The following is a 23,028-nucleotide window of genomic DNA, read 5'->3' on the forward strand; positions in this document are numbered from 1 at the left end:
TTCCCGTCCTCCGCTCGCTCCGGCAGCGACGTACCGGGTTGCCCAGCCCCAGGGCCTCAGCCTCGTGCCGCCAACGGCAGTGGCGATCCGCTCAAGCCCCGCTGTAGCACCCGGGCAAGGCTGCCCGCGATGCGTGGCCCGGCCGCTGCGGCGGCGCGATGCCGGCTTTCAGCGCCAGAACGGCACCACGCCCGGTACCCGGCGGCTGTAGGCCTCGTAGGCCTCGCCGAAGCGCTCGCGCATCCAGCGCTCCTCCAGCCGCCACTTGCGCCACAGTGCGGCCCAGAAGATGAGGAAGCCCAGGAAGCCGCGCCACTGGCCCAGCGACACGGCCGAGGCCAGGAAGGCCGTCAGCAGCCCGGTGTACATGGGGTGGCGGGTGATGGCGTAGGGGCCGGTGGTGACCAGCTCATGGCCGCGCTTGAGCGTGACGGCGACGCTGGCGTTGCGGCCGATGTGCGCCCGCGACCACACCGTGAACACCAACCCCGCGGCGGTGACGGCCGCCGGCACCCAGAACTCCCAGGAGGCCCAGGGGTACAGCCGCCGGTTGAGCACCTCCAGCACCGGCAGCCGCGGCAGCGCCAGCAGCAGCATCGCCAGCGCGATCGGCCCCATGTGCAGCAGCCAGGAGCCCCAGCTTTCCCGGCGCTCGACGGGCTTGCCGCCAAGGGCCAGGAACCACACGGAGCACAGTCCGGCCATCCACATGACCGGGAACGCGGCACGGTAGAAAGCAAGCATGGGAGGCAGCGTAGAACTGCCGCCCCACGGCGAGGCCCATGCCGCTCATGCCGTGTCAGTCATTACTGACCAAGGTCATGGCCCGGGCCGCCGGCCGGCGGCTCCAGGCCCCGGCCGGCGGGCGGGAACGGGCACTCAGCCGCCGCTGTACTCCCCCACCCAGTCCGCGTAGGGCCCGTGCACGCGCTCCAGCGCCACGCCGTAGATGGCCGGCAGCGTGTACGGGTGCAGCTCGCGGATGGCCTCTTCCACCGCGGCGTAGCGCGAAGCGACGGTCTTGCACACCAGGCGGTACTCGCCCTCCTGCTGCAGCGCGCCTTCCCACATGTAAACGCTCTCGATCTGCGAGATCTGCGCGCAGGCCACGAGGCGGCGCTCGACCAGGGCGCGCGCCAGGCGCCGGGCGTCCTCGACGTTGGCGACGGTGGTGACGACGGCAATGGGCTTCATCGGCAGGCTCCTCTCTCCAGTGAAGGAACGGGTGATCGGACCAGCGGCCGCTCAGCGCGGCTGGGTGGCGGCCGGCGTGGGTTCCGCGGCCATCGGCGCGGGCTCCTTGGCGGGCGACGGCTCGGTGGGCGACGGCACGGGCGAGGAGGCCGGCGCGGACGCGGGCGCCGCGATGGGCGAGGCCGCCGGCACCGCCGGCGTGCCGGCCAGCGCCGACACCGTCAGCCGCTGCGCCGCGCCCAGCGCGCCGAGGTCGCCGGCGGCCTTGAGGTCGCCCGCGATCACGCCGCGCAGCGCCTGCGGCGCCCAGTACTTCTGCGCGAAGCCCTGCACCTGCTGCGGCGTGACGGCGCTGATCTCCTCCACGAAGCCGCGCAGCTCGGCCAGCGGCCGGTCCTGCGCCACCTGCCCGGAGACGGTGGCGGCCAGCCCGCCCACGCTCTCCAGCCGGCGCGAGAAGCTGCCGATGAGCGTGGCCTTGCGCGCCTCCAGCTCCTCGCGGCCCGGCGCCTCGCGGCGCAGGCGCTCGACTTCCTCGCGCATGACCTGCAGCACCTGGGCGGCGGTGCTGTTCTGCGTCTGCGCGCTGGCGCTCCACATGCCGCCGCCGGGATGGGCCTCGGCGTCGCTGCCCGCGCCGTAGCTCAGGCCGCGCTTGATGCGCACCTCCTGGTTCAGGCGCGCCGAGTAGCCGCCGCCCAGCAGCACGTTGGCCGCCTGGCCGATGCGCCGGGTCTGGCGGTCCTCGCGGTCCAGCGCCACGAAGGGCCCCACCACCATCACGCTGCTCTGGCCGGCGCCGGGCATGTCCACCAGCACGTTCGATTCGGCCTGCGGCCGGGGCTGCGCGCTCACCAGCGGCGGCACCGGCGTCCTGGGCGCGCGCCAGTCGCCGAAGTGGCGCCGCGCCAGGCGCATGGCCGTCTCCAGGTCGATGTCGCCGGCCAGCACCAGCGCCGCCTGGTCGGGCCGGAACTGCTGTGCGTGGAAGCGCCGGATGTCGGCCGTGGAAATCTTCTGCAGCGAGGCCGGCGTGACGGGCACGCCATAGGGCGAGTCGCCCCAGTAGGCCTGGCGCGCGGCGATGCCGGCCACGGTGCCGGGGCTGGACAGGGCCACGCGCAGCGAGTCCAGCGCCTGCGTGCGCGCGCGCTCCAGCTCGTCGGCGGCCAGCGTGGGGCGGCGCGCCACGTCGGCGATGAGCGCCAGCGCGGCGTCGAGCTTGGGCGTGGTCACGGTCATGGACACCGTGGTGGAGCGCCAGCCGCTGCCCGTGTCCAGCGAGCCGCCCAGCGCCTCGGCCTGCTGCGCCAGCGTGGTGGCGTCCACCGCGCGGCCCTGGCGGGTGGCGCCCTTGGACAGCAGCGTCGCGGCCATGGAGGACAGGCCGGCCAGCTCGGCCGGGTCGGTCTCGGGGCCGGCGCGCACCAGCAGCCGCGCGCTGACCAGCGGCAGGTCGGTGCGCGGCGCCACGATGACGCGCAGCCCGTTGGGCAGCCGCTCCTCGGGCATGGGCGGCAGCACCACCGGGCGCGGCGGCTGGGCCTCGGGCGGAGCGTCCACGCCGGGCGTGGCGGCGCGCGCCACCGCGCTGACCAGCAGCAGCGCGGCGGGCAGGAGGCGCAGGCGGGGAAGCGTTCGGGAGGAGGAGTCCATCAGGCCTTTTTCTCCGTGTAGTCGAGGGTCACGCGCGGACGCTCCAGCACATGGCTCTTGAGCACGCGCTGCACGTCGGCGGCGCGCACGGCCTGCAGCTCGGCCAGCTCGCGGTCGGCGGCGCGCGGGTCGTTGCGCTGGATCACGGCCCAGCCCACGCTCTGCGCGCGGCCGTGCGGCGTCTGTCGCCCGGAGAGCTCGCCGGTGAGCAGCTGGGTGCGCACCTTCTCCAGCTCGGCATCGGGGATGCGGCGGCTGGCCAGCCGCTCGATCTCGCGCAGCAGCGCCTGCTCCAGCTGCGCCGTGGAGCCCTTGCCCGCGGCGATGGCGTAGGCCACCAGCAGCCCGGCGTCGGTGTTGAGGTCGGCGCTGAAGCCCGCCGACTGCGCCGTCTGCTCGCGGTAGACCAGCGCCTCGTTCAGCCGCGAGGACTCGCCGCCGGAAAGCAGCGCGGAAGCGACGTGCAGCGCCGCGGCGTCCTTGCTGTCGGCGCGCGGGCCCTGCCAGATCAGCGCCACCGCCGGCAGCGGCACGTTCGGGCCGAACACCTCGGCGCGGCTGTTCTCGGTGCGGCGCGGCTCCTGCACCGTCACGCGCGGGATGGGGCGCTCGGGCCGGGCGACGGGGCCGAAGTAGCGGTCCACCCAGGCATCGAGCTGGGCCGGCTCGAAGTTGCCCGAGACGATCAGCGTGGCGTTGTCGGGCCGGTAGTAGGTGGCGTGGAACTGGCGCACGTCCTCCAGCGTCGCGGCGTTGAGGTCCGCGATGCTGCCGATGACGGGGCGCTTGTAGGGATGCGCGATGTAGCCCTGCTGCGGCAGCGCGTTGAACAGCCGCCCGTAGGGATTGGCCAGCACGCGCTGGCGGTACTCCTCCTGCACCACGGCGCGCTCGCTGTCGAAGTTGGCCTGGTCCACCACCAGGTTGCCCATGCGCTCGGCCTCGGCCCACAGCAGCCGCTCCAGGTGGTTGGCCGGGATGGAGCTGAAGTAGGCGGTGACGTCCTCGGCGGTGAAGGCGTTGTTGTGGCCGCCCACGTCCTCGGTGAGGCGGTCGAAAGTGTGCGGGCCCATGTGGCGCGAGCCCTTGAACATCATGTGCTCGAAGAGGTGAGCGAAGCCCGAGCGCCCGCTCGGGTCGTCCTTGCCGCCGACGCGGTACCAGACCTGCACGCTGACGGTGGCGGTGTTCTGGGCGGGCAGCGCCAGCACCTGCAGCCCGTTGTCCAGCCGGCGCTCGCGCAGCGGCAGCGGCGGCACGCGGATCGGCGCGGGCGGGGCGGCGGCCCACGCCGGCAGCGCGGCCAGCGCTGACAGGGCGACGAGACATTCGCGGCGACTTGGCATCGGCGGCTCTCCTGTGTGTGTCCAGTGGCCGGCCATCGTAGCCGGGTGCCTGGGCACAATCCCCCGACCAGGGCCAAGCCCGCGCCGCCACGCCGGCCGCGCTGGCCTTCCCTCCCCTCTGACGCCCACGCCCGCGCGATGCAGCTCTACTACCACCCCGGCAACGCCAGCATGGCGCCGCACCTGCTGCTGCAGGAGATCGGCCAGCCCTTCGAACTGAAGTACGTGGACCGCGACCGCGGCGAGCACCGCTCGCCGGAGTACCTGCGCCTCAATCCCAACGGGCGCATCCCGGTGCTGGTCGATGGCGAGCTGGTGCTCTACGAGTCCGCCGCGATCTGCCTGCACCTGGCCGATCGCTTCCCCGAAGCGCGCCTGGCGCCGCCGCCGGGCACGGCGCAGCGCGCGCGGCTCTACCAGTGGATGCTGTGGCTGAGCAACACGCTGCAGGCCATGCTGCTGCACTGGTTCTACCCGGAGCGCATGGTGGACAGCGGCGACGCCGCGGCCGCCGCGCAGGTGCGCGCGCAGGCCGAGGAGCAGATCCAGCAGATGCTGCAGCTGCTGGACGCGCAGGTGGCGGCCTCGGGCGGGGATTGGCTGCTGGGCGCCGACTACGGCATCGCCGACGCCTTCACGCTGATGCTGTGCCGCTGGACCCGCAACTTCGACCGCCCGGCGCGCGAGTTCCCGCACCTGGGCCCGTACCTGCAGCGGCTGCTGGCGCGGCCGGCGGTGGGGCGCATGTTCGAGGCGGAAGGGCTGCAGGCGCCGCTGGTGTGAGGCCAACAGCGGCCCCACAAAAGGCTTCGGGCCCTGAACGGGCCCGAATGTCATGGCAAGGGCCGCGTCACGCGGCCCGGGTCGGCATGCTCAGCCGATGTAGTGGCGCTCGTAGCGGTCGGCGGCGCACATCAGCTCGGCCGACAGGCGGGGGTCTTCATTGCGCAGCGAGTGCGCCAGGGCTCGCACCTCGGCCACTTCCTGCTCGAAGGTGCGCGGCGCGGGCGCGAACATCGCGCGCAGGCCGGTCCAGACACGGGTAAAGACCTCGGCCGCGATCACGGCGCCCCGCGGGGCATTGCGGCGGAAGGCAGAAACAGTGATGGCAGTCATTTCAGGACCTCTTCAGAAACACATCGATCTTTCGATGGACTGAAGATTAGGGTTTCCCCCTAATTTACGCAATTGAAGAGTAGTCAAGGTCGGTATAAACAAACCGCATACCATTTCCCAGCATGAACTTCCGCACACTGGACTTGAACCTGCTGCGCGTTTTCGACGCCGTGATGGCCGAGGGCAGCCTGACCCGGGCGGCGACGGCGCTGTCCATGACGCAGCCGGCGCTGAGCCATGCGCTCAAGCGGCTGCACCAGTCCGTGGGCGAGGAGCTGTTCACGCGCGGCGCGCGCGGCATGCAGCCCACGCCGCACGCCCAGGCGCTGTGGCCGCAGGTGCGCGCGGCGCTGGCCTCGCTGCGCCAGGCGCTGGCGCCGGACGAGTTCAGCCCGCAGGCGGACGCGGTGAACTTCCGCCTGGCGCTGGCCGATGCCACCGCGGCGCTGCTGGCACCGGCGCTGGTGGCCACCATCGAGCAGGAGAGGGCGCTGGCCAACCTGGAGTTCGTGCCGCTGACCACGCGTGACCCGCGCCCGCTGATCGAGCATGGCGAGGTGGACCTGGCGCTGGGGCACTTCCCCTGGGTGCTGCCGGCGCTGCAGGCGCAGGGGCCGCAGGCCAAGCTGCGCCACGCGCGGCTGTACGAGACGGACTACGTGTGCGCGATGCGCCGCGACCATCCGCTGGCGCGGCAGCCGCTGACGCTGGACGCCTTCTGCGCCGCGCACCACCTGCTGGTGAGCTATTCGGGCGCGCCCTACGGGCTGGTGGACGAGGCGCTGGGCACGCTGGGCCGGCAGCGCCGCATCGTGCTCACCGTCAACCAGTTCTTCACCGCCGGGCGCGTGGTCACGCGCTCGGACCTGCTGACGGTGCTGCCGCGGCATTTCCTGCCCGCCACGGGCTTCCAGGAGGAGCTCACCGTCCAACCGCTGCCGCTGACGCTGGCCCCGGTGCAGGTGGAGATGCTGTGGCACGTGCGCCAGGACACCGACCCGGCGCAGCGCTGGCTGCGCCAGTGCGTGCTGGAGGCCGCCGCGGCGCAGTGAGACGGCCGCCGGCGCCGCCGGTCCGCCCCCGCGGTGGCCCGGCCGGCAATGAAAGTTTGCCGCCCGGACAATGACTTACAGACGCCACCCCGGCCCCGGTTCCTAGACTGCTGCTCCATTCGTTGCCGACGTTGGAGGTGGACATGCGCTTCATCCACGGTCTGGTCGCCACGGCTGCCGCCCTGGCGTTCTCGCTGCCGGCCCAGGCCGGGGCCTACTACCTCTTCGACGGCGACTGGCCGGAGGCCTTCGTCTTCTCCACCGACACCGGCGCCACCATCGGCCGCTTCGCAACCCCACGGCTGGCCTATCCCGCCGCCATCCGCTCCAGCATCTGGCTGGGCGAGCGCGACGACGACGGCGGCTGGGAGTACACGCTGCAGGGCAGGCCCACCGGCCGCACCTCCCAGGGCGGCCACCGGTTCTCGCAGCTGCTCGACGGCGCCACCGGCCGGGGCCGGAACTACGGCGTCGAGTGCTGCGGCGAGGTCAATTCGGTGACGGTCGCCAACGCCGACTGGTCCGGGCAGCGGGTGCTGTTCAAGCTCCAGTTCAGCGGGGCCGGGATCGCCTTCGACCCGCGCGACCGCTCGCTCTACGTCAGCGAGCTGCGCGGCACGCGCATCCGCCAGTTCAGCCTGGACGGCAGCCTGCTCAACAGCTTCGACTTCCAGAAGGCGCTGGTCGGCCTGGCCTACGACACCGCCACCCGGAGCTTCTGGGGCTTCAACCGGGAGAGCAACAGCCTGGTGCAGTTCGACCGCCGCGGCACGGTGCTGGCCGACCTGCGCATCACCGACGCCTTCCCGAGCAACCCGTACGGCGGCGAGATGCAGGTGCTGGCCGTCCCGGAGCCGGGCGCCCTGCTGCTCGCCGCGGCCGGAGTGCCGCTGCTGGCCGGTGTGGCGGCACGGCGCCGCGCGCGGCGCCACGCCGCCTGAATCCGCGGCCCGCGGGCCGCGCCGGTTCAGGCCAGCACCGCCGCCATGGCGTCGGCCACGGCCTGCACGTTGCCAGTGTTGAGGCCGGCCACGCACATGCGGCCCGAGCGCACCAGGTAGACGGCGTGCTCCTCGCGCAGGCGGTCCACCTGCTCGGCCGACAGGCCCGTGTAGCTGAACATGCCGCGCTGGGTCAGGAAGTAGTCGAAGCTGCGGCCCGGCAGCTTGGCGGCGAGCACGCCGTGCAGGCTGCGGCGCATGGCGGCGATGCGCTCGCGCATTGCCGCCACCTCGGCCTCCCACTGCGCGCGCAGTTCGGCGTCGCCCAGCACCCGCGCCACCACCAGCCCGGCGTGGATGGGCGGGCTGGAGTAGTTGCGGCGCACCGTGGCCTTGAGCTGGCCCAGCACCAGATCGGCTTCCGCGGCGTCGGCGCACACCACGCTCAGCGCGCCGGCGCGCTCGCCGTAGAGGCTCATGCTCTTGGAGAAGGAGTTGGCGACGAAGAAGCGCAGCCCCGCGTCGGCCAGCGCGCGGATCGCGAAGGCGTCCTCCTCGATGCCGTCGCCGTAGCCCTGGTAGGCCAGGTCCAGGTAGGGCAGCAGCTTGCCTTCCTTCAGGATCGGGATGAGCTGCAGCCACTGCTCGCGCGTGAGGTCCACGCCGGTGGGGTTGTGGCAGCAAGCGTGCAGCAGCACCACCGAGCCGGCCGGCAGCTCGCGCAGCGCGGCGCACATCGCGTCGAACTTCAGCCCGCCGGTGGCGGCGTCGTAGTACGGGTAGCAATTCACCGGCAGGCCCGCGCCTTCGAACATGGCGCGGTGGTTGTCCCAGGTCGGGTCGCTGACCCAGACGGCCACGTTGGGGAACCAGCGCTTGAGGAAGTCGGCGCCGACCTTGAGGCCGCCGCTGGAGCCCACCGTCTGCAGCGTGGCGACGCGGCCGCTGGCGACGGCCTCATGCGCGGCGCCGAACAGCAGCTTCTGCACCTCGGCGCGGCAGGCCGCGGAGCCCTCGATGGGCAGGTAGGACTTCGGCGCGCTCTCGGCCAGCAGTTGAGCCTCGGCGCGGCGCACGCTCTCCAGCACCGGGATGCGGCCGGCATCGTCGAAGTAGATGCCGATGGAGAGGTTGACCTTGTGGGGGCGGGGGTCGGTCTGGAACTGCTCGTTCAGGCCCAGGATGGGATCGCCGGCGTAGGGCTCGAGGTGCTGGAACATGGGGGTGCTTCTCCGAAGAACCCGGGATGATAGGCCGCGCACTCCGGCCCCTGCCCTGGCGCCGGCGCCGCGCTATCCCAGCGCCTTCTCGATGTCCGCCTCCAGCCCGTCGGGCGACTCGGTGGGCGCGTAGCGGCGGATGGGGCGGCCGTCACGGCCGACCAGGAACTTGGTGAAGTTCCACTTGATGGACTTGCTCCCCAGCAGCCCCGGCGCCTGCGCGCACAGCCACTTGTAGAGCGGGTGGGCGTGCGCGCCGTTGACCTCGATCTTGCTCATGAGCGGGAAGGTGACGCCGTAGCGGGTGCTACAGAAGTCCTGGATCTGCTGCTCGCTGCCGGGCTCCTGGCCGCCGAACTGGTTGCAGGGGAAGCCCACCACCACCAGGCCGCGCGCGCGGTAGCGCTGCCACAGCGCCTCCAGCCCGGCGAGCTGGGGCGTGAAGCCGCAGCGGCTGGCGGTGTTGACGATCAGCAGCACCCGGTCGTGGTACTCCATCAGGGACACCGGGCGGCCGTCGATGGCGTGGGCCTCGAAGTTGTGAACGGTGGTGATGTCGTTCATGGGGCGGGCTTCTTGGTGGCCTGGGGACGGGCATCGTAGCGCCGCCCCGCGCGTCCTCGGCTCAATGCGCCGCCCTGGGCCGCCGCGCCGCCAGCACCACGGCCGTGACGATCAGCGCGCCGCCGGCCAGCAGCCGCCAGGTGAACGTGCCCGCACCCAGCGCGAAGGCCGACACCGAGGCGAACAGCAGCTCGCTGAGCATGACCACCGCCGTCACGTTGGCCGGCAGCCGCGAGGCCCCGTACTGCAGCGCCAGGTTGCTGGCGATGAAGCACAGGCTGAAGGCCACGGCGGCCAGGCCCCAGGCCGGCGTGGGCAGCGTCGGCGCCGGCGCGTGCCCGGCGGTGGTGAGCAGCGCCGCCAGGCTGCCGGCCACCACCGCGCCGCCCAGGAACATGGCCAGCCCGCGCGCGGCCGCGGGCTGGTGCGCCTCGCGCCGCAGCATCACGTTGTTGAGCGCGAAACAGAAGCCGCCCAGCACGCCCAGCGCCTCGGCCAGGCTGCGCGGCAGCGGCAGCCCGCCCTGGTCGGGCCACAGCACGATGGCCGCCCCGCCCAGCGCCAGCGCCATGCGCAGCCCCGCGGCGGTGTCGATGCGCTCGTGCAGCAGCACGCGCGCCAGCAGCAGCGCCCACAGCGGCATCAGGTAGAACAGCAGCACCACGCGCACCACGTCGCCGATGGCCACGCCCCAGTTGAAGGCGGCGTTGGTGCTGCCCGAGGCCAGCACCAGCACCCACAGCACCGGCGTGCGCGCCAGGTGCGCCAGGGCGCGCGGCTGGGCCGCGGCGATGAGCAGCACCGCCAGCGCGTAGATCAGCGCCGTGGTCCACAGCGGGTGCAGCCCCTGGGCCTGGAACTGCCGGAACGGCCACCAGGACACGCCCCAGACGAAGGCGTTGAAGGTCAGGGCCAGGGCGGGGAGGACCGAGGAAGAAACGGGTGTGGAGCGCAGAGTCATTCGCTACGCCCGTTCGCCCTGAGCCTGTCGAAGGGCTCGCCGCCCGGATGGCCAGCAGGGCTTCGACAAGCTCAGCCCGAACGGGTGTTTTCGTTCAAGCCTGAGGGAAATCGCTCAATGCCGGTCGCTGCGCGCGATGGCCAGCAGCCGCTCGACCTCGTCGCTGTGGCGCACGGCGTTGCGCCGGTGCCAGCGCCCGATCAGCGCCATGGTGGCGGCCACGACCAGGCCGAAGATGGTGATGGCGCCGAAGGCCGAGAGGCCGAGCTTGGTCATGCCGGTGTAGAAGGCGCCCAGGCCCAGGATGCAGGCCTGCTCGTTGAAGTTCTGCACGGCGATGGAGCGCCCCGCGCCCATGAGGTTGTGGCCGCGGTGCTGCAGCAGCGCGTTCATCGGCACCACCAGATAGCCGCCGATGCCGCCCAGCAGCACCAGGAAGGGCGCGGCGACCCACACGTCGCTGATGAAGTTCATGCCGATGACCAGCAGCCCCATCAGCACGCCCAGCGGGATGACGCTGGCGGCGCGCTCCAGCCGCATGGCCAGCGAGGCCACGATCGCGCCCACGGCGGTGCCGATGGCCACCACGCCCACCAGCGAGGAGGCCTGCGTGGTGCCGTAGCCCAGCGCCGCGGCGGCCCAGGCCAGCACGATGTAGCGCAGGTTGCCCGACACGCCCCAGAACAGCGTGGTGGTGGCCAGCGAGATCTGGCCGAGCTTGTCCGACCACAGCCGGGCGTTGCAGTTGGAGAAGTCGCGGACCAGCCCGGCGGGGTCGAGCTCCAGCGGCTGCAGTTCGGCCTCGGTGCGCGGGATGCGCAGGTTGAACAGCGCCGCGATGACGTAGAGCAGCACCATCGAGGCGATGGCGGCCTCGGCCGGGGTGTCCACGCCGGTGTCCATCAGCGGCAGGTCGAAGCCCAGCAGCAGGCCGCCCAGGCGCGCGCCCACCAGCTGCCCGCCCAGCAGCACGCCCAGGATGATGGAGCCGATGGTCAGGCCCTCGATCCAGCCGTTGGCCTTGACCAGCTGCGACGGCGGCAGCAGCTCGGTGAGGATGCCGTACTTGGCCGGCGAGTACGCCGCCGCGCCCAGGCCCACGATGGCGTAGGCCGCCAGCGGGTGGGTGCCGAACAGCATCATCAGGCAGCCCACGACCTTGATGCTGTTGGAGACGAACATCACCTTGCCCTTGGGCACGGCGTCGGCGAAGGCGCCCACGAAGGGCGCCAGCACCACGTAGAACAGCGCGAACATCGGCACCAGCGCCGCGCGCTGCCACTCGGCAGCGCCCGAGGTCCTGAGCAGTTCGACCGCCGCGACGAACAGCGCGTTGTCAGCCAGCGAGCTGAAAAACTGCGCTGACATGATCGTGTAGAAGCCTTTTTTCATGCGCGGCGGGCGATGGGCACGCGCCGGCCGGGCCGGACGCGCGCGCCAGGGAATACTGAAGCGGGCTGGGGGCCCTGGGGGCCAAAGCGCGGGGTTATAGCACGCGGTCTTCGGGCCTCCCGCATGGTGAAAGCGGGCACCGCGCCAAAGGCAGAATTGCTGCTCACTTTGCCCGCCGCCTGCCGTATGCCGCGCCCCATCCAAGCCCTCATCCACACCGAAGCGTTGACCCACAACCTGGCGCGCGCGCGCGCCGCCGCGCCCGATGCGCGGGTGTGGGTGGCGGTCAAGGCCAACGCCTACGGGCACGGCATCGAGCGCGTGTTCCAGGCCCTGCGCGGCGCCGACGGCTTCGCGCTGCTGGACCTCGACGAGGCGCAGCGGCTGCGCGCGCTGGACTGGCGCGGCCCGATCCTGCTGCTCGAAGGCTGCTTCGAGCCGCGCGACCTGGAGCTGTGCTCGCGCCTGGGCCTGTGGCACGCCGTGCACCGCGAGGCGCAGATCGACTGGCTCGCGGCGCACAAGACGCACCAGCCGCACCGCGTCTTCCTCAAGCTCAACAGCGGCATGAACCGGCTGGGCTTCCGACCGCAGGCCTTCAGAAGCGCCTGGACGCGGCTCAACGCGCTGCCGCAGGTCGATGAGATCTCGTTCATGACGCACTTCTCGGACGCCGATGGAGCGCGCGGCGTGGAGCACCAGGTGCGCCGCTTCATCGAGGCCACGGCTGACCTGCAGGGCGAGCGCAGCTTGAGCAACAGCGCCGCCACGCTGCGCCTTGCCGGCGATGCCCGGGTGCGTGCCGACTGGCTGCGCGTGGGCATCATGGTCTACGGCAGCTCGCCGGACTTCCCCACGCACGACATCGCCCACTGGGACCTGCGCCCGACCATGACGCTGCGCTCGCAACTGATCGCGACGCAGCAGCTGCAGCCCGGCGACACGGTGGGCTATGGCAGCACCTTCACGGCCGAGGCGCCCATGCGCATCGGCATCGTCGCCTGCGGCTATGCCGACGGCTACCCGCGCCACGCCGGCACGGGCACGCCGGTGCTGGTCGAGGGCGTGCGCACGCGCACCATCGGGCGCGTGTCCATGGACATGCTGGCGGTGGACCTGACGCCCGTGCCCGCGGCGCAGCCCGGCGCCGAGGTCACGCTGTGGGGCCAGGGGCCGCGCGGCACGGTCCTTGCGATCGACGAGGTCGCGCACGCGGCCGGCACGCTCGGCTATGAATTGATGTGCGCCCTCGCCGCCCGCGTGCCGGTGCTCACCGTCTGACTCTCCCTTCCAAGGCTGTACCCATGAACCACCTGCCGGCCCACCAGCTCACGATGACGGTGCTGATGACGCCCGACACCGCCAACTTCTCCGGCAACGTGCACGGCGGCGCCATCCTGAAACTGCTGGACCAGGTCGCCTACGCCTGCGCCAGCCGCTACGCCGGGCGCTACGTGGTCACGCTCTCGGTGGACCAGGTGATGTTCCGCCAGCCCATCCACGTGGGCGAGCTCGTCACGTTCCTGGCCAGCGTCAACCACACCGGCACCTCGTCGATGGAGGTGGGCATCAAGGTCATCGCCGAAGACATCCGCTCCCAGGTGGTGCGCCATGTCAACAGCTGCTTCTTCACGATGGTGGCGGTGGACGACGAGCGCAAGCCCGCGCCGGTGCCGCCGCTGCGCCCGTTCACGCCGGACGAGAAGCGCCGCTTCGAGCAGGCCAAGGTGCGGCGCGCGCTGCGCCAGGAGCTGGAGCAGCGCTACCAGACCATGCGCGAGACGCCCGCCCCTGTGGCCGCACCGCCGGCCCGGCTGCCCGGCGCCTGACGCCGCCATGAAGCCCAGCCTGCGCGTCCAGCCCCACGAGGTGCACTGCACCGCCGTGCGCGCGCAGGGCGCGGGCGGGCAGAACGTCAACAAGGTCTCGACGGCCATCCACCTGCGCTACGACATCCACGCCAGCTCGCTGCCGGAGGACGTGAAGCAGCGGCTGCTGGCGCTGGGCGACGCGCGCATCACGCGCGAGGGCGTGGTGGTGATCAAGGCGCAGGAGCACCGCAGCCAGGAGATGAACCGCGCCGATGCGCTGACGCGGCTGCAGGCGCTGGTGGACAGCGTGGCCGAGGTCCCCAAGGCACGCCGTCCCACCCGGCCCACGCGGGCCTCGCAGCGCCGGCGCGTCGAGAGCAAGGCGCGGCATGGGGCGGTCAAGGCGCTGCGGGGACGGGTGGAAGTCTGATCTTTCCTTTGCGCGGAGGCTGTCCATGTCCAAGACCCAGCACAAGAAGGCATCCCAGCAGCGGCACAAGGACGAGGCGCCGCGGCCCACAGCGCCCTAGCGCTGGAAGCGCTGGGCACCATCGCGCGGGACGCCGGGCTGGGTGCCCTGGAAGCCCTGGCCCTGCTGCGCCAGCAAGCCCTGGACGAGGGCACGGCCGAGCCGCCGCTGCCGGACACGTCCATCGCCACGCCGCCGGGCCCGCTGAGTCCTGGGCGGGCCGGACGAGGAGTGCACGCGGCTGCGGCAATGGCTCGATCAGCACGGGCTGCACGACCCGGACACGCCGGTGCGCATGCGCGCGGCGGATTCGGTGCGGGATGTGCGGTCGGTCAGCCTGCACATCACCACCGAGCCCCGGCCCAGCCCGCTGCCGCCCGCCAGCCTGGCGCTGGCCGAACGCATGAACGCGGCCGGGCGGCGCGGCGACCTGGCCAAGGCCCGGACACTGGGGCGGCAGCTGCTCGAACGGCATCCCGACGAACCCATGGTGCTGAGCAACCTCGCCGGCGTCGAGCAGGCCCTGGGCGCCGCGCCCGATGAGGTCGAGCGGCTGTACCGCGAGGCCCTGGCGCGCGATCCGGACTACCTGTTCGCCCGCCGCGGCCTGGCGCACGGCCTCGTGAAGAAAGGCCGGCTGGAGGAGGCCCGTGCGCTGACCGATGGCCTGCTCGACCGCGGGGAGCTGCACGTCAGCGAGTTCCGCGCCTTGTTGATGGTGCAGCGCGCCATGGCGCAGGCCCAGGGTGACGACGCCACCGCGCAGGGCATCGACAAGATGCTTGCGCGAGCCCGAACGGCAGCTCGGTTGAGTCAGGGCCGGGCCCGCGGCGGCGCGCACGCCGCGGGCCCGGCGCCGGTACGGCTTACTGCGGCAGCGGCGCCAGGGTGCAGCCCCGGGCGGCGGCGTTGCAGGGGCGCGAGCCCGAGGGCGCCAGCCAGCCCGCGCGCGTCATGGTGTCCGTCACCACCCGCGCCAGCAGCTGGTAGCCGTAGGGCGTGGGGTGCACCTCGTCGGCGAACCAGTATTTCGACACGTCGGCGGCCACGGTCGTGGCCGGGCTGCACAACAGCACGGTGGGCAGCGCCGGGTCGCACGCCGGTGTCGTGGCATTGCCCAGGCCGTACTTCGCCGGGTCCAGCTTCTGAAGCTCGCTGGCCGAGAAGGCGTCCACCAGCAGCACGCGCGGGTCGCCGGAAAACGCGTTGAGCAGCGGCACGTTGAACGCCAGAGAGAGCTGGGTCAGCTGCTGGGCAAACTGCGCGCGCCGTTCGACCGGCTGCGTCGCCACCAGGGGCGAGACGCCAATGTCGGGCAGCAGCACCAGCACCACGCGCTGCGCGCCCTTGGCCAGGATCTGGTCTCGGACCAGGGCCACCAGCTCGGCACCGGCCGTTTGCACGGCAGCGCCCACTTGCGCCGGGGCCCGCTCGACCAGCGACCTGAAGATGTCGTTGCCGCCGGCCAGCACCGTGACCAGGTCGGTGGTGGAGAAGCTGCCGCCCGAGAGCGCCAGATGGCGGGCGATCTGGTCTTTCACCGGCTGGGTCAGTGCTCCAAGCTGACCCTGGGGATCGGGCAGCAGCGCAGCGTTGCCCGGCCCTACGCGGTTCGTCACCCGCGCCCCGCCCTGCGCGTAGTTGGTGCAGTTCACGTGGTCCGTCACTGGCGCGGCCAACACGGCAAAGTCTCCCGATGACTGCAGCCCGGTGCGCGCCGCACAGGGCGCCGACAAGGCCAGCTCGCGCGCGAGCTGCTCGGTCCAGTTGGTGCCGCCCTGCGGACTGTTGACAGTGAACTGGCCGCCGCCGAAGCGCTGCTGCACGCCCGGCGTGCGGTAGCTGCCCACGTCGCTGAGGCTGTCGCCGAAGCTCACCATCCGCGCGTACCTGGGCGCGGCCGGCGTGTCGTCGCCGCCGCCGCAGGCCGCGAGCAGCCCCGCGGCCACCGCCAGCGCCATGGCGCTCCTGAGCGCTTGCTTCATGCCCATGCCGAATCTCCTCCAGGGTGGAAAGCGGCCAGTGTGCCGAGGCCGCCCCGGGCCGCGCCACCGGCTTTGCCTGGGTTGCGCAGCGCCGCGCCTTGGCCGGGCACCGGCGCGGGCATGGGCGAGCCCGGACAATGGCGCATGGCAAAAGACAAGAGCATCTACACCTGCAGCGAATGCGGCGGCACCAGCCCCAAGTGGCTCGGCCGCTGCCCGGCCTGCGGCGCCTGGAACACGCTGGTGGAAGGTCCGGCGGAAGGCAACAGCGGTGCCTCCAAGAACCGCTTCCAGGCCCTGGCCAAGAGCCAGCCGGTGGCCACGCTCAGCCAGATCGAGGCCGCCGACGTGGCGCGCACGCCCACGGGCCTTGAGGAGCTGGACCGGGTGCTGGGCGGCGGCATCGTCAGCGGCGGCGTGGTGCTCATCGGCGGCGACCCGGGCATCGGCAAGTCCACGCTGCTGCTGCAGGCCGTGGACGCGCTCTCGCAGCAGATGCCCGTGCTCTACGTCACCGGCGAGGAGTCCGGCGCGCAGGTGGCGCTGCGCGCGCGGCGGCTGGGGCTGGAGGGGGCGCGCGTGCGCGTGCTGGCCGAGATCAACCTGGAGAAGATCCTGGCCACCATCGAGACCGAGCGGCCGGCGTTCTGCGTCATCGACTCGATCCAGACCGTGTATTCCGAACAGCTCACCTCCGCGCCGGGCTCGGTGGCGCAGGTGCGCGAGTGCGCGGCGCACCTCACCCGCACCGCCAAGGGCGGCGGCACCAGCATCGTGCTGGTGGGCCATGTCACCAAGGAAGGCGCCCTGGCCGGCCCGCGCGTGCTGGAGCACATGGTGGACACGGTGCTGTACTTCGAGGGCGACACCCACTCCAGCTTCCGGCTGGTGCGCGCCATCAAGAACCGCTTCGGCGCGGTCAACGAGATCGGCGTCTTCGCCATGACGGAGCGCGGCCTCAAGGGCGTGGCCAACCCCAGCGCCATCTTCCTGTCCACCCATGGCGAGCCGGTGCCGGGCTCGTGCGTGCTGGTGACGCTGGAGGGCACGCGCCCGCTGCTGGTGGAGGTGCAGGCGCTGGTGGATGCCGGCGGCCCCAGCCCGCGGCGGCTGTCGGTGGGCCTGGAGCGCGACCGGCTGGCCATGCTGCTGGCGGTGCTGCACCGGCACGCGGGCGTGTCCTGCATGGACCAGGACGTGTTCGTCAACGCCGTGGGCGGCGTGCGCATCACCGAACCGGCGGCGGACCTGGCGGTGCTGCTGTCCATCCACAGCAGCCTGCGCGGCAAGCCGCTGCCGCGGGGCTTCATCGCCTTCGGCGAAGTGGGCCTGGCCGGCGAGGTGCGCCCGGCGCCGCGCGGCCAGGAGCGGCTCAAGGAGGCGGCCAAGCTGGGCTTCAGCGTGGCGGTGGTGCCGCGCGCCAACCTGCCCAAGAAGCCCATCGAGGGCCTGACCATCCATCCGGTGGAGCGCATCGAGGAAGCGATCCAGGTGCTGCGCGGGCTGGACTGAACGACAAGCAGAAAGAAGGGGAAGACGATGAATCCGTGGATCGGATGGGTGCTGGCGCTGGGCGTGTTGGCGCTGGGCTATGTGCAGTACGGCTGGCGCGGCGCGGTGCTGGGGCTGACGCTGGTGGTGTTCTGGCTGGTGCTGCAGTTCAACCGGACGGTGAAGGTGATGCGCAACGCCAACCAGTTCCCGGTGGGTTACGTGGAGAGCGCGGTGATGCTCAACGCCAAGCTCAAGCCGGGCATGCGCATGCTCGACATCGTGACGCTCACGCGCAGTCTGGGCCAGCGCCTGGAGGGCGGTGACGGCGCGCCGGGGGCCGAGTGCTGGCGCTGGCGCGACGCCGGCGGAGCCGGCGTCGAGGTGCAGATGCGCCGCGGCCGCTGCGTGCGCTGGACGCTCACGCGCGAAGCCGACGTGGCGTAGTACCGGCACCGCGCACGCTGGATCTGCGCCACGCGGCCGGCCGGGTGCGGGCCGCCTCGTAGAATCTTGCGTTTTTCGTCACACCAAATTCCTTCGGAGTCCACGATGTCCATGCACGACCGCGACGGCAAGATCTGGATGGACGGCGAGCTCGTCGACTGGCGCGACGCCAAGATCCATGTCCTGACCCACACGCTGCACTACGGCTGCGGCGCCTTCGAGGGCGTGCGCGCCTACAACACGGTCAACGGCACGGCCATCTTCCGCCTGCGCGAGCACACCGAGCGGCTGTTCAACAGCGCCAAGATCCTGCGCATGAAGATTCCCTTCTCGATCGAGCAGGTCGAGGAGGCGCAGCTCGAGGTGGTGCGCGCCAACAAGCTGGAGAGCTGCTATCTGCGCCCGCTGGTGTGGATCGGCTCGGAGAAGCTGGGCGTGAGCCCCAAGGGCAACCAGATCCACGTGATGGTGGCGGCCTGGGCCTGGGGTGCGTACCTGGGCGAGGAAGGCCTCAAGCGCGGCATCCGCGTCAAGACCAGCAGCTACACGCGCCACCACGTCAACATCACGATGACGCAGGCCAAGGCGGTGAGCAACTACAGCAACTCGATCCTGGCCAACATGGAAGCCACGGACGACGGCTACGACGAGGCGCTGCTGCTGGACTCGGCGGGCTTCGTCAGCGAGGGCGCGGGCGAGAACATCTTCGTGATCAAGAACGGCGTGGTGTACACGCCCGACCTTTCCGCCGGCGCGCTCAACGGCATCACGCGCAACACCATCTTCGCCATCTGCCAGGACCTGGGCCTGAAGCTGGTGGAGAAGCGCATCACGCGCGACGAGGTCTACATCGCCGACGAGGCCTTCTTCACCGGCACCGCCGCCGAAGTGACGCCCATCCGCGAGCTCGACCGCATCGAGATCGGCCGCGGCAGCCGCGGTCCCATCACCGAGAAGATCCAGGCCGCGTTCTTCGACATCGTCAACGGCCGCAACGCCAAGTACGCCGAGTGGCTGACCAAGGTCTGAGTTGAAGGAGAGCGTGATGAGCACCGAAGCCAAATCCGTCGTTGAAGTCAGCGCGTCCGAGCTGCAGGGCCCGGGCGTGGTGTTCTGCCCGAACCCGAAGATGCCGCTGTGGAGCAACCACCCGCGCGTCTTCATCGACGTGGCCACCACGGGCGAGGGCTGGTGCCCGTACTGCGGCACCCACTACCGCCTCAAGGCCGGCGAGAAGGTGTCGGCCCATCACTGACGCCGCCCGGGCGCCCTTGGGCGCCGAAGCCGCACAGCCGCCCGCGGGGCGGCTTTTTTGCGCCCGCCACCCGCGGCGCGGCGCGGGGTCTTCGCCGGCGGGCGCCGCGGGGCGGGTCCCTACAATCCGGCCCAAGGATCATCTGCCATGCCCCGCGATCAGGAATTCATTCTCACCCTCGCCTGCCAGGACCAGCCCGGCATCGTTCATGCCGTCTCGGGTCTGCTGTACCAGGCGGGCTGCAACATCATCGACTCCCAGCAGTTCGGCGACGTGGGCGCCGAGGACGCCACGGGGCTGTTCTTCATGCGCGTGCATTTCGAGGCGCCAGCGCACCTGGCGGACGCCGCGACGCTGGACCGGCTGCTGGGCAACATGCGCCAGCAGTTCCGCATGGAGGCGCACCTGCACGCCGTGACGGCGCGGCCGCGGCTGCTGCTGATGGTCAGCAAGTTTGGTCACTGCCTCAACGACCTGCTGTTCCGCTGGCGCAGCGGCCAGCTGGCGGTGGACATCCCGGCCATCGTCTCCAACCACCCGGACTTCGCCGAGCTGGCCGGCAGCTACGGCATTCCCTTCCACCACCTGCCGCTGGCCACCGGCGCGGGCGCCGAAGCCAAGCGTGCGCAGGAGCGCGAGATCGAGGCGCTGATCGAGCGCGAGCGCATCGACCTGGTGGTGCTGGCGCGCTACATGCAGATCCTCAGCCCCGAGTTCTGCCAGGTGCTGCACGGCCGCGCCATCAACATCCACCACAGCTTCCTGCCCAGCTTCAAGGGCGCGCGCCCCTACGCGCAGGCGCATGCGCGCGGCGTCAAGCTCATCGGCGCCACGGCCCACTACGTGACGGCCGACCTCGACGAGGGCCCGATCATCGAGCAGGACGTCGAGCGCGTGGACCACGCGCTCTCCGCCGAAGACCTCACGGCCGTGGGCCGCGACGTCGAATGCGTGGTGCTGGCGCGCGCGGTGCGCTGGCACGTCGAGCACCGCGTGCTCATGAACGGGCACAAGACGGTGGTGTTCCGCTGACGAGTTGCAAGGAAGGAGCCGGCCATGGCGCGTCCCAAGTCCCAGACCGCCGCGCTCATGGCCTCGCCCGAGGAGATCGAGGCCGAGTTCTACGAGGCGCTGCAGCGCGGCGACATTGAACGGCTGATGGCGGTGTGGGGTGACGACGACGAGGTGTTCTGCGTGCATCCCGGCGGCCCGCGCGTGGTGGGCCCGGCGGCGGTGCGCGCCACCTTCGAGGCCATTTTCGCCAACGGCCCGGTGCGGGTGCGGCCCGAGCAGGTGCGGCGCGTGCAGGGCCCGGGCTGCGCGGTGCACAACCTCCTGGAGCGCGTGGAGCTGCTCAGTGACGAAGGTCCCTTGACCGCATGGGTGATGGCCACCAACGTCTACGTGAAGGGGCCCCAGGGTTGGCGCCTGGTGGCGCATCATGCCAGCGGAGGCTCACGCGAAGAGCCTCCCGAGATCTCCGAAGTTCCTTCCATCCTGCACTGACCGAGATGGACTACAGCGCTCCGTACTGGCTGCCTGGCGGTAACTTGCAGACCATCTGGCCGGCGCTCTTCTCGCGCCGCTTCGAGGGCCCGGCTCCGGACTACCGACGCGAGCGCTGGCGCACGCCCGACGGCGACTTCATCGACGTGGACTTCCAGCAGGGTCCCACCGGCGGCGCGCCGCTGCTGGTGCTGTTCCATGGCCTGGAGGGCTCCTCGCGCAGCCACTATGCGCAGGCCTTCGCCGCCACTGCGCGGGCGCTGGGCTGGAGCTACGCGGTGCCGCATTTCCGCGGCTGCTCCGGCGAGATCAACCTCGCGCCGCGCGCCTACCACTCGGGCGACCATGTCGAGGTCGGCTGGATGCTGCAACGCCTGCGCGAGCGCCATGGCCGGCCGCTGATGGCGGTGGGCGTGTCGCTGGGCGGCAACGCGCTGCTGCGCTGGGCCGAAGAAAGCGGGATCAGCGCCGCGCGCACGGTGCAGTCGGTGGCGGCCATCAGCTCGCCGCTGGACCTCGTGGCCGGCGGGCGCCACATCGGCGAAGGCTTCAACCGGCTGGTCTACACGCGCATGTTCCTCAACACCATGAAGCCCAAGGCGCTGGCCAAGCTGGCGCAGCACCCGGGCCTGTTCGAGCGCGAGAAACTGCTGGCCGCGCGCACGCTCTACGAGTTCGACAACGTCTTCACCGCGCCGGTGCATGGTTTCAGGGACACCGAGGATTACTGGACGCGCGCCTCCGCCAAGCCGCATCTGCATTGCATCCGCGTGCCGGCGCTGGTAGTCAATGCCCGCAACGACCCCTTCATCCCGGCCTCCAGCCTGCCCACGCAGAAGGACGTGGGCGACTGGGTGACGCTGTGGCAGCCGCTGGACGGTGGCCATGTGGGCTTTCCGCATGGCGCGTGGCCGGGCCATGTGCTGACCCTGCCCAGCGCCGTCACGCGCTGGCTCAGCGCGCCACGCTGAATATTTCGAGGACCACCATGGACGAGATCGTCAAGGCCGCGCTGCGCAAGTGGCCCGATGTGCCGCATGCCCGCGGCTGGCTGGGGCTGGATGCGCGCGGCCACTGGTATCTGCGCGACGAGGCCACGCAGGCCGCCGGTCCCTTTCCGCAGTCGCGCGGCAGCCGCATCGAGCACGGGCCGCTGTGCGCCTTCATCGGACGCAACTACCTGTGCGACACCGAGGGCGCCTGGTTCTTCCAGAACGGCCCGCAGCGCGTGTACGTCGAGCTGGAGGCCGCGCCCTGGGTGTGGCGGGTGGACGAGCGCTTCGAGCTCCAGGCCCACACCGGCGCGCCGGCGCAATGGCGCGGCGCCTGGCTCGATGAGCAGGGCCGCCTCTTCCTCGACACCAATCTGGGCCTGGGCTTGGTGCACACGCAGGACATGCTCCTGGCGGCGCAGGCGCTGGAACAGGGCCGCTGGACGCTCAACGGCGAGCTGCGCTTCGAGGAGCTGCCCGCCCGCTTCAATTACCGCCTGAGCCCAGCGGGGATCGTGGACCGCTGGGAGCAGGACGCCCGGCGCTCCGCGCCTCTCCGCGGCTGAGCCTGCGGCGGGCAACAAAAAGCCGGCCCTCGGGCCGGCTTTTGCATGGAGCGGACGCGCTTACTTGGAGGCGTTGACCATGTAGGTCACGACGGCCTTGATGTCGGCATCGGGGGCGGCGGAGCCGCCCTTGGGCGGCATCGCGCCCTTGCCCTTGATGGCATTGGCGGTCAGCGCATCGATGCCTTGGGCCACGCGCGGCGCCCAGGCCGCCTTGTCGCCCACCTTGGGCGCGCCGGCGACACCGGCGGCGTGGCAGGCCTGGCAGGTCTGGGTGTAGAGCGCCGGAGCGGCAGCGCCGGCCGCGGCAGCCGGCGCAGCGGCGGTCGTCGTGGCGGCAGCCGCGGGTGCGGCGGCAGGCGCCGCATCGGTCGGGGCAGCGGCAGTCGCGGCGCCGGCAGGGGCCTTGGGCTCCTCGAACTTCGCGCCGCCCTTGTTGGCCATGTAGACCACGGCACGGCCGATTTCCACTTCGCTGAACGCGCCGCCGCCCTGCGGCGGCATGGCGTTCTTGCCCTTGAGCGCCGAGGCCAGCAGGGCCTCGTAGCCGTTCTTGATGCGCGCGGCCCAGGCGCCTTCGTCGCCGAACTTGGGCGCGCCGGCGGCGCCGGTGCCATGGCAGGCCGCGCACTGGGCCTGGAACACCTGCTCGCCGGTCTTGAGCGCGCCACCGCCGGCCACGGCCTGGCGGATCTCGACTGTGCCCACGGGCTGGATGCGGCGGGCCACGGCCTCTTCGGCCATGAAGTCGGTGCCCGCGCCGGGCTTCTTGCCCGCGCCGACGTAGGTCACGAGCAGGATGATGCCGAGGATGGGGATCAGGAACGCGAACAGCACAGCCCAGATCAACTGCTTCGGCGTCTTGATCGGACCGTCGTGCGGGGCTTCGTGGTCGGGAGTGTGGTGGCTGTTGCTGGTCATAGATCCTCGAAAGACTCCGGCTGCGGCCGGGAACGGCTGCGCGCGAGCGAGGCGCAAAACCTTGGAATTATATCGGCGCCCCCCCCCCGAGCCCCGGGAGTACCCTAGGGGCTTGCCTTGCGGCGCAGCTGCATCGCTGCGCC

At 71.6% G+C, this 23,028-nt stretch carries 25 protein-coding genes and 1 pseudogene; 15 read left to right on the forward strand and 11 right to left on the reverse strand.

All coding sequences use genetic code 11. The annotated features are described in order from the left end of the window. Positions 1-168: 168 nt before the first annotated feature. The 4 genes from HHL10_RS02410 to HHL10_RS02425 form a co-directional block, all read right to left on the reverse strand. Positions 169-744 carry a methyltransferase family protein gene (locus HHL10_RS02410; RefSeq protein WP_169158714.1) on the reverse strand — a complete coding sequence of 192 codons (576 nt, stop codon included), beginning with the start codon at positions 742-744 and terminating at the stop codon, positions 169-171. Between the two features lie 135 nt (positions 745-879). Further along, positions 880-1,194 carry a divalent-cation tolerance protein CutA gene (gene cutA, locus HHL10_RS02415; RefSeq protein ID WP_169158715.1) on the reverse strand — a complete coding sequence of 105 codons (315 nt, stop codon included), beginning with the start codon at positions 1,192-1,194 and terminating at the stop codon, positions 880-882. 51 nt (positions 1,195-1,245) lie between these two features. Continuing rightward, entirely contained in the window at positions 1,246-2,850 is a 1,605-nt protein-coding gene (locus HHL10_RS02420) for a M16 family metallopeptidase (RefSeq protein WP_169158716.1), read from the reverse strand. Continuing rightward, positions 2,850-4,196, reverse strand: a complete 1,347-nt coding sequence (locus HHL10_RS02425; protein ID WP_169158717.1) for a M16 family metallopeptidase — start codon at positions 4,194-4,196, stop codon at positions 2,850-2,852. Before HHL10_RS02425 ends, HHL10_RS02420 begins: the two co-directional genes overlap by 1 nt. A gap of 138 nt (positions 4,197-4,334) precedes the next feature. Between HHL10_RS02425 and HHL10_RS02430 the strand changes: the two genes are divergently transcribed. Then, positions 4,335-4,979 (forward strand): glutathione S-transferase family protein, encoded by a 645-nt coding sequence (locus tag HHL10_RS02430; protein ID WP_169158718.1) that lies wholly within the window; start codon positions 4,335-4,337, stop codon positions 4,977-4,979. Between the two features lie 90 nt (positions 4,980-5,069). Here the strand turns inward: HHL10_RS02430 and HHL10_RS02435 are convergent, their stop codons facing one another. Further along, positions 5,070-5,312, reverse strand: a complete 243-nt coding sequence (locus tag HHL10_RS02435) for a hypothetical protein (protein WP_169158719.1) — start codon at positions 5,310-5,312, stop codon at positions 5,070-5,072. A 122-nt stretch (positions 5,313-5,434) separates the two neighbouring features. Here HHL10_RS02435 and HHL10_RS02440 point away from each other — a divergent pair, with 122 nt between their 5' ends. Next, positions 5,435-6,364, forward strand: a complete 930-nt coding sequence (locus HHL10_RS02440; RefSeq protein WP_169158720.1) for a LysR family transcriptional regulator — start codon at positions 5,435-5,437, stop codon at positions 6,362-6,364. A gap of 143 nt (positions 6,365-6,507) precedes the next feature. Continuing rightward, entirely contained in the window at positions 6,508-7,305 is a 798-nt protein-coding gene (locus HHL10_RS02445; protein ID WP_169158721.1) for a PEP-CTERM sorting domain-containing protein, read from the forward strand. A gap of 26 nt (positions 7,306-7,331) precedes the next feature. Here HHL10_RS02445 and HHL10_RS02450 read toward each other — a convergent pair whose 3' ends face one another. From HHL10_RS02450 to lplT, 4 genes are all read right to left on the reverse strand, one after another. Beyond that, a complete protein-coding gene (locus tag HHL10_RS02450) occupies positions 7,332-8,525 on the reverse strand; it encodes an amino acid aminotransferase (protein ID WP_169158722.1) in 1,194 nt (397 codons plus the stop codon). Positions 8,526-8,597: 72 nt separating this feature from the next. Next, on the reverse strand, positions 8,598-9,080 hold the full coding sequence (locus HHL10_RS02455; protein WP_169158889.1) for a glutathione peroxidase: 483 nt from the start codon (positions 9,078-9,080) through the stop codon (positions 8,598-8,600). Positions 9,081-9,150: 70 nt separating this feature from the next. Next, positions 9,151-10,050: a DMT family transporter gene (locus HHL10_RS02460; protein WP_169158723.1), complete on the reverse strand. Its 900-nt coding sequence runs from the start codon at positions 10,048-10,050 to the stop codon at positions 9,151-9,153. A 114-nt stretch (positions 10,051-10,164) separates the two neighbouring features. After that, the gene (gene lplT / locus HHL10_RS02465) at positions 10,165-11,442 is read right to left on the reverse strand and encodes a lysophospholipid transporter LplT (protein WP_169158724.1); all 1,278 of its coding nucleotides are present in this window, start codon (positions 11,440-11,442) and stop codon (positions 10,165-10,167) included. Positions 11,443-11,628: 186 nt separating this feature from the next. Here lplT and alr point away from each other — a divergent pair, with 186 nt between their 5' ends. The 4 genes and pseudogenes from alr to HHL10_RS31310 all read left to right on the forward strand — a co-directional run. Beyond that, positions 11,629-12,723, forward strand: coding sequence for an alanine racemase (alr, locus tag HHL10_RS02470; protein ID WP_169158725.1), 1,095 nt, complete (start codon positions 11,629-11,631; stop codon positions 12,721-12,723). A gap of 23 nt (positions 12,724-12,746) precedes the next feature. Further along, positions 12,747-13,271 carry an acyl-CoA thioesterase gene (locus tag HHL10_RS02475; protein WP_169158726.1) on the forward strand — a complete coding sequence of 175 codons (525 nt, stop codon included), beginning with the start codon at positions 12,747-12,749 and terminating at the stop codon, positions 13,269-13,271. 7 nt (positions 13,272-13,278) lie between these two features. Beyond that, the gene (gene arfB / locus HHL10_RS02480; protein ID WP_169158727.1) at positions 13,279-13,683 is read left to right on the forward strand and encodes an alternative ribosome rescue aminoacyl-tRNA hydrolase ArfB; all 405 of its coding nucleotides are present in this window, start codon (positions 13,279-13,281) and stop codon (positions 13,681-13,683) included. A gap of 526 nt (positions 13,684-14,209) precedes the next feature. Continuing rightward, a pseudogene (locus HHL10_RS31310) lies at positions 14,210-14,422 on the forward strand (tetratricopeptide repeat protein); the annotation flags it as partial. A gap of 166 nt (positions 14,423-14,588) precedes the next feature. Here the strand turns inward: HHL10_RS31310 and HHL10_RS02485 are convergent. Further along, the gene (locus HHL10_RS02485; RefSeq protein WP_235970988.1) at positions 14,589-15,713 is read right to left on the reverse strand and encodes an SGNH/GDSL hydrolase family protein; all 1,125 of its coding nucleotides are present in this window, start codon (positions 15,711-15,713) and stop codon (positions 14,589-14,591) included. Between the two features lie 138 nt (positions 15,714-15,851). Between HHL10_RS02485 and radA the strand changes: the two genes are divergently transcribed. The 8 genes from radA to HHL10_RS02525 all read left to right on the forward strand — a co-directional run bounded on the left by radA (position 15,852) and on the right by HHL10_RS02525 (position 21,964). After that, a complete protein-coding gene (gene radA / locus HHL10_RS02490; protein WP_169158728.1) occupies positions 15,852-17,219 on the forward strand; it encodes a DNA repair protein RadA in 1,368 nt (455 codons plus the stop codon). A 27-nt stretch (positions 17,220-17,246) separates the two neighbouring features. Continuing rightward, entirely contained in the window at positions 17,247-17,645 is a 399-nt protein-coding gene (locus tag HHL10_RS02495) for a hypothetical protein (RefSeq protein ID WP_169158729.1), read from the forward strand. A 105-nt stretch (positions 17,646-17,750) separates the two neighbouring features. Continuing rightward, the gene (locus tag HHL10_RS02500; protein ID WP_169158730.1) at positions 17,751-18,674 is read left to right on the forward strand and encodes a branched-chain amino acid transaminase; all 924 of its coding nucleotides are present in this window, start codon (positions 17,751-17,753) and stop codon (positions 18,672-18,674) included. Positions 18,675-18,690: 16 nt separating this feature from the next. Beyond that, positions 18,691-18,900, forward strand: coding sequence for a zinc-finger domain-containing protein (locus tag HHL10_RS02505; protein WP_169158731.1), 210 nt, complete (start codon positions 18,691-18,693; stop codon positions 18,898-18,900). Positions 18,901-19,047: 147 nt separating this feature from the next. Beyond that, a complete protein-coding gene (gene purU, locus HHL10_RS02510; RefSeq protein ID WP_169158732.1) occupies positions 19,048-19,932 on the forward strand; it encodes a formyltetrahydrofolate deformylase in 885 nt (294 codons plus the stop codon). 24 nt (positions 19,933-19,956) lie between these two features. Then, complete coding sequence (locus HHL10_RS02515; RefSeq protein ID WP_169158733.1) at positions 19,957-20,406, forward strand: YybH family protein; 450 nt, start codon at positions 19,957-19,959, stop codon at positions 20,404-20,406. Between the two features lie 5 nt (positions 20,407-20,411). Beyond that, positions 20,412-21,377, forward strand: a complete 966-nt coding sequence (locus HHL10_RS02520; protein WP_169158734.1) for a YheT family hydrolase — start codon at positions 20,412-20,414, stop codon at positions 21,375-21,377. A 17-nt stretch (positions 21,378-21,394) separates the two neighbouring features. Beyond that, positions 21,395-21,964 carry a DUF2946 family protein gene (locus tag HHL10_RS02525; protein ID WP_169158735.1) on the forward strand — a complete coding sequence of 190 codons (570 nt, stop codon included), beginning with the start codon at positions 21,395-21,397 and terminating at the stop codon, positions 21,962-21,964. Positions 21,965-22,024: 60 nt separating this feature from the next. Here the strand turns inward: HHL10_RS02525 and HHL10_RS02530 are convergent, their stop codons facing one another. Further along, on the reverse strand, positions 22,025-22,885 hold the full coding sequence (locus HHL10_RS02530) for a c-type cytochrome (RefSeq protein WP_169158736.1): 861 nt from the start codon (positions 22,883-22,885) through the stop codon (positions 22,025-22,027). Positions 22,886-23,028: the final 143 nt, after the last annotated feature.

Origin of the sequence: Azohydromonas caseinilytica (assembly GCF_012927045.1) — a bacterium.
GTDB classification, from domain to species: Bacteria; Pseudomonadota; Gammaproteobacteria; order Burkholderiales; family Burkholderiaceae_C; genus Azohydromonas; species Azohydromonas caseinilytica.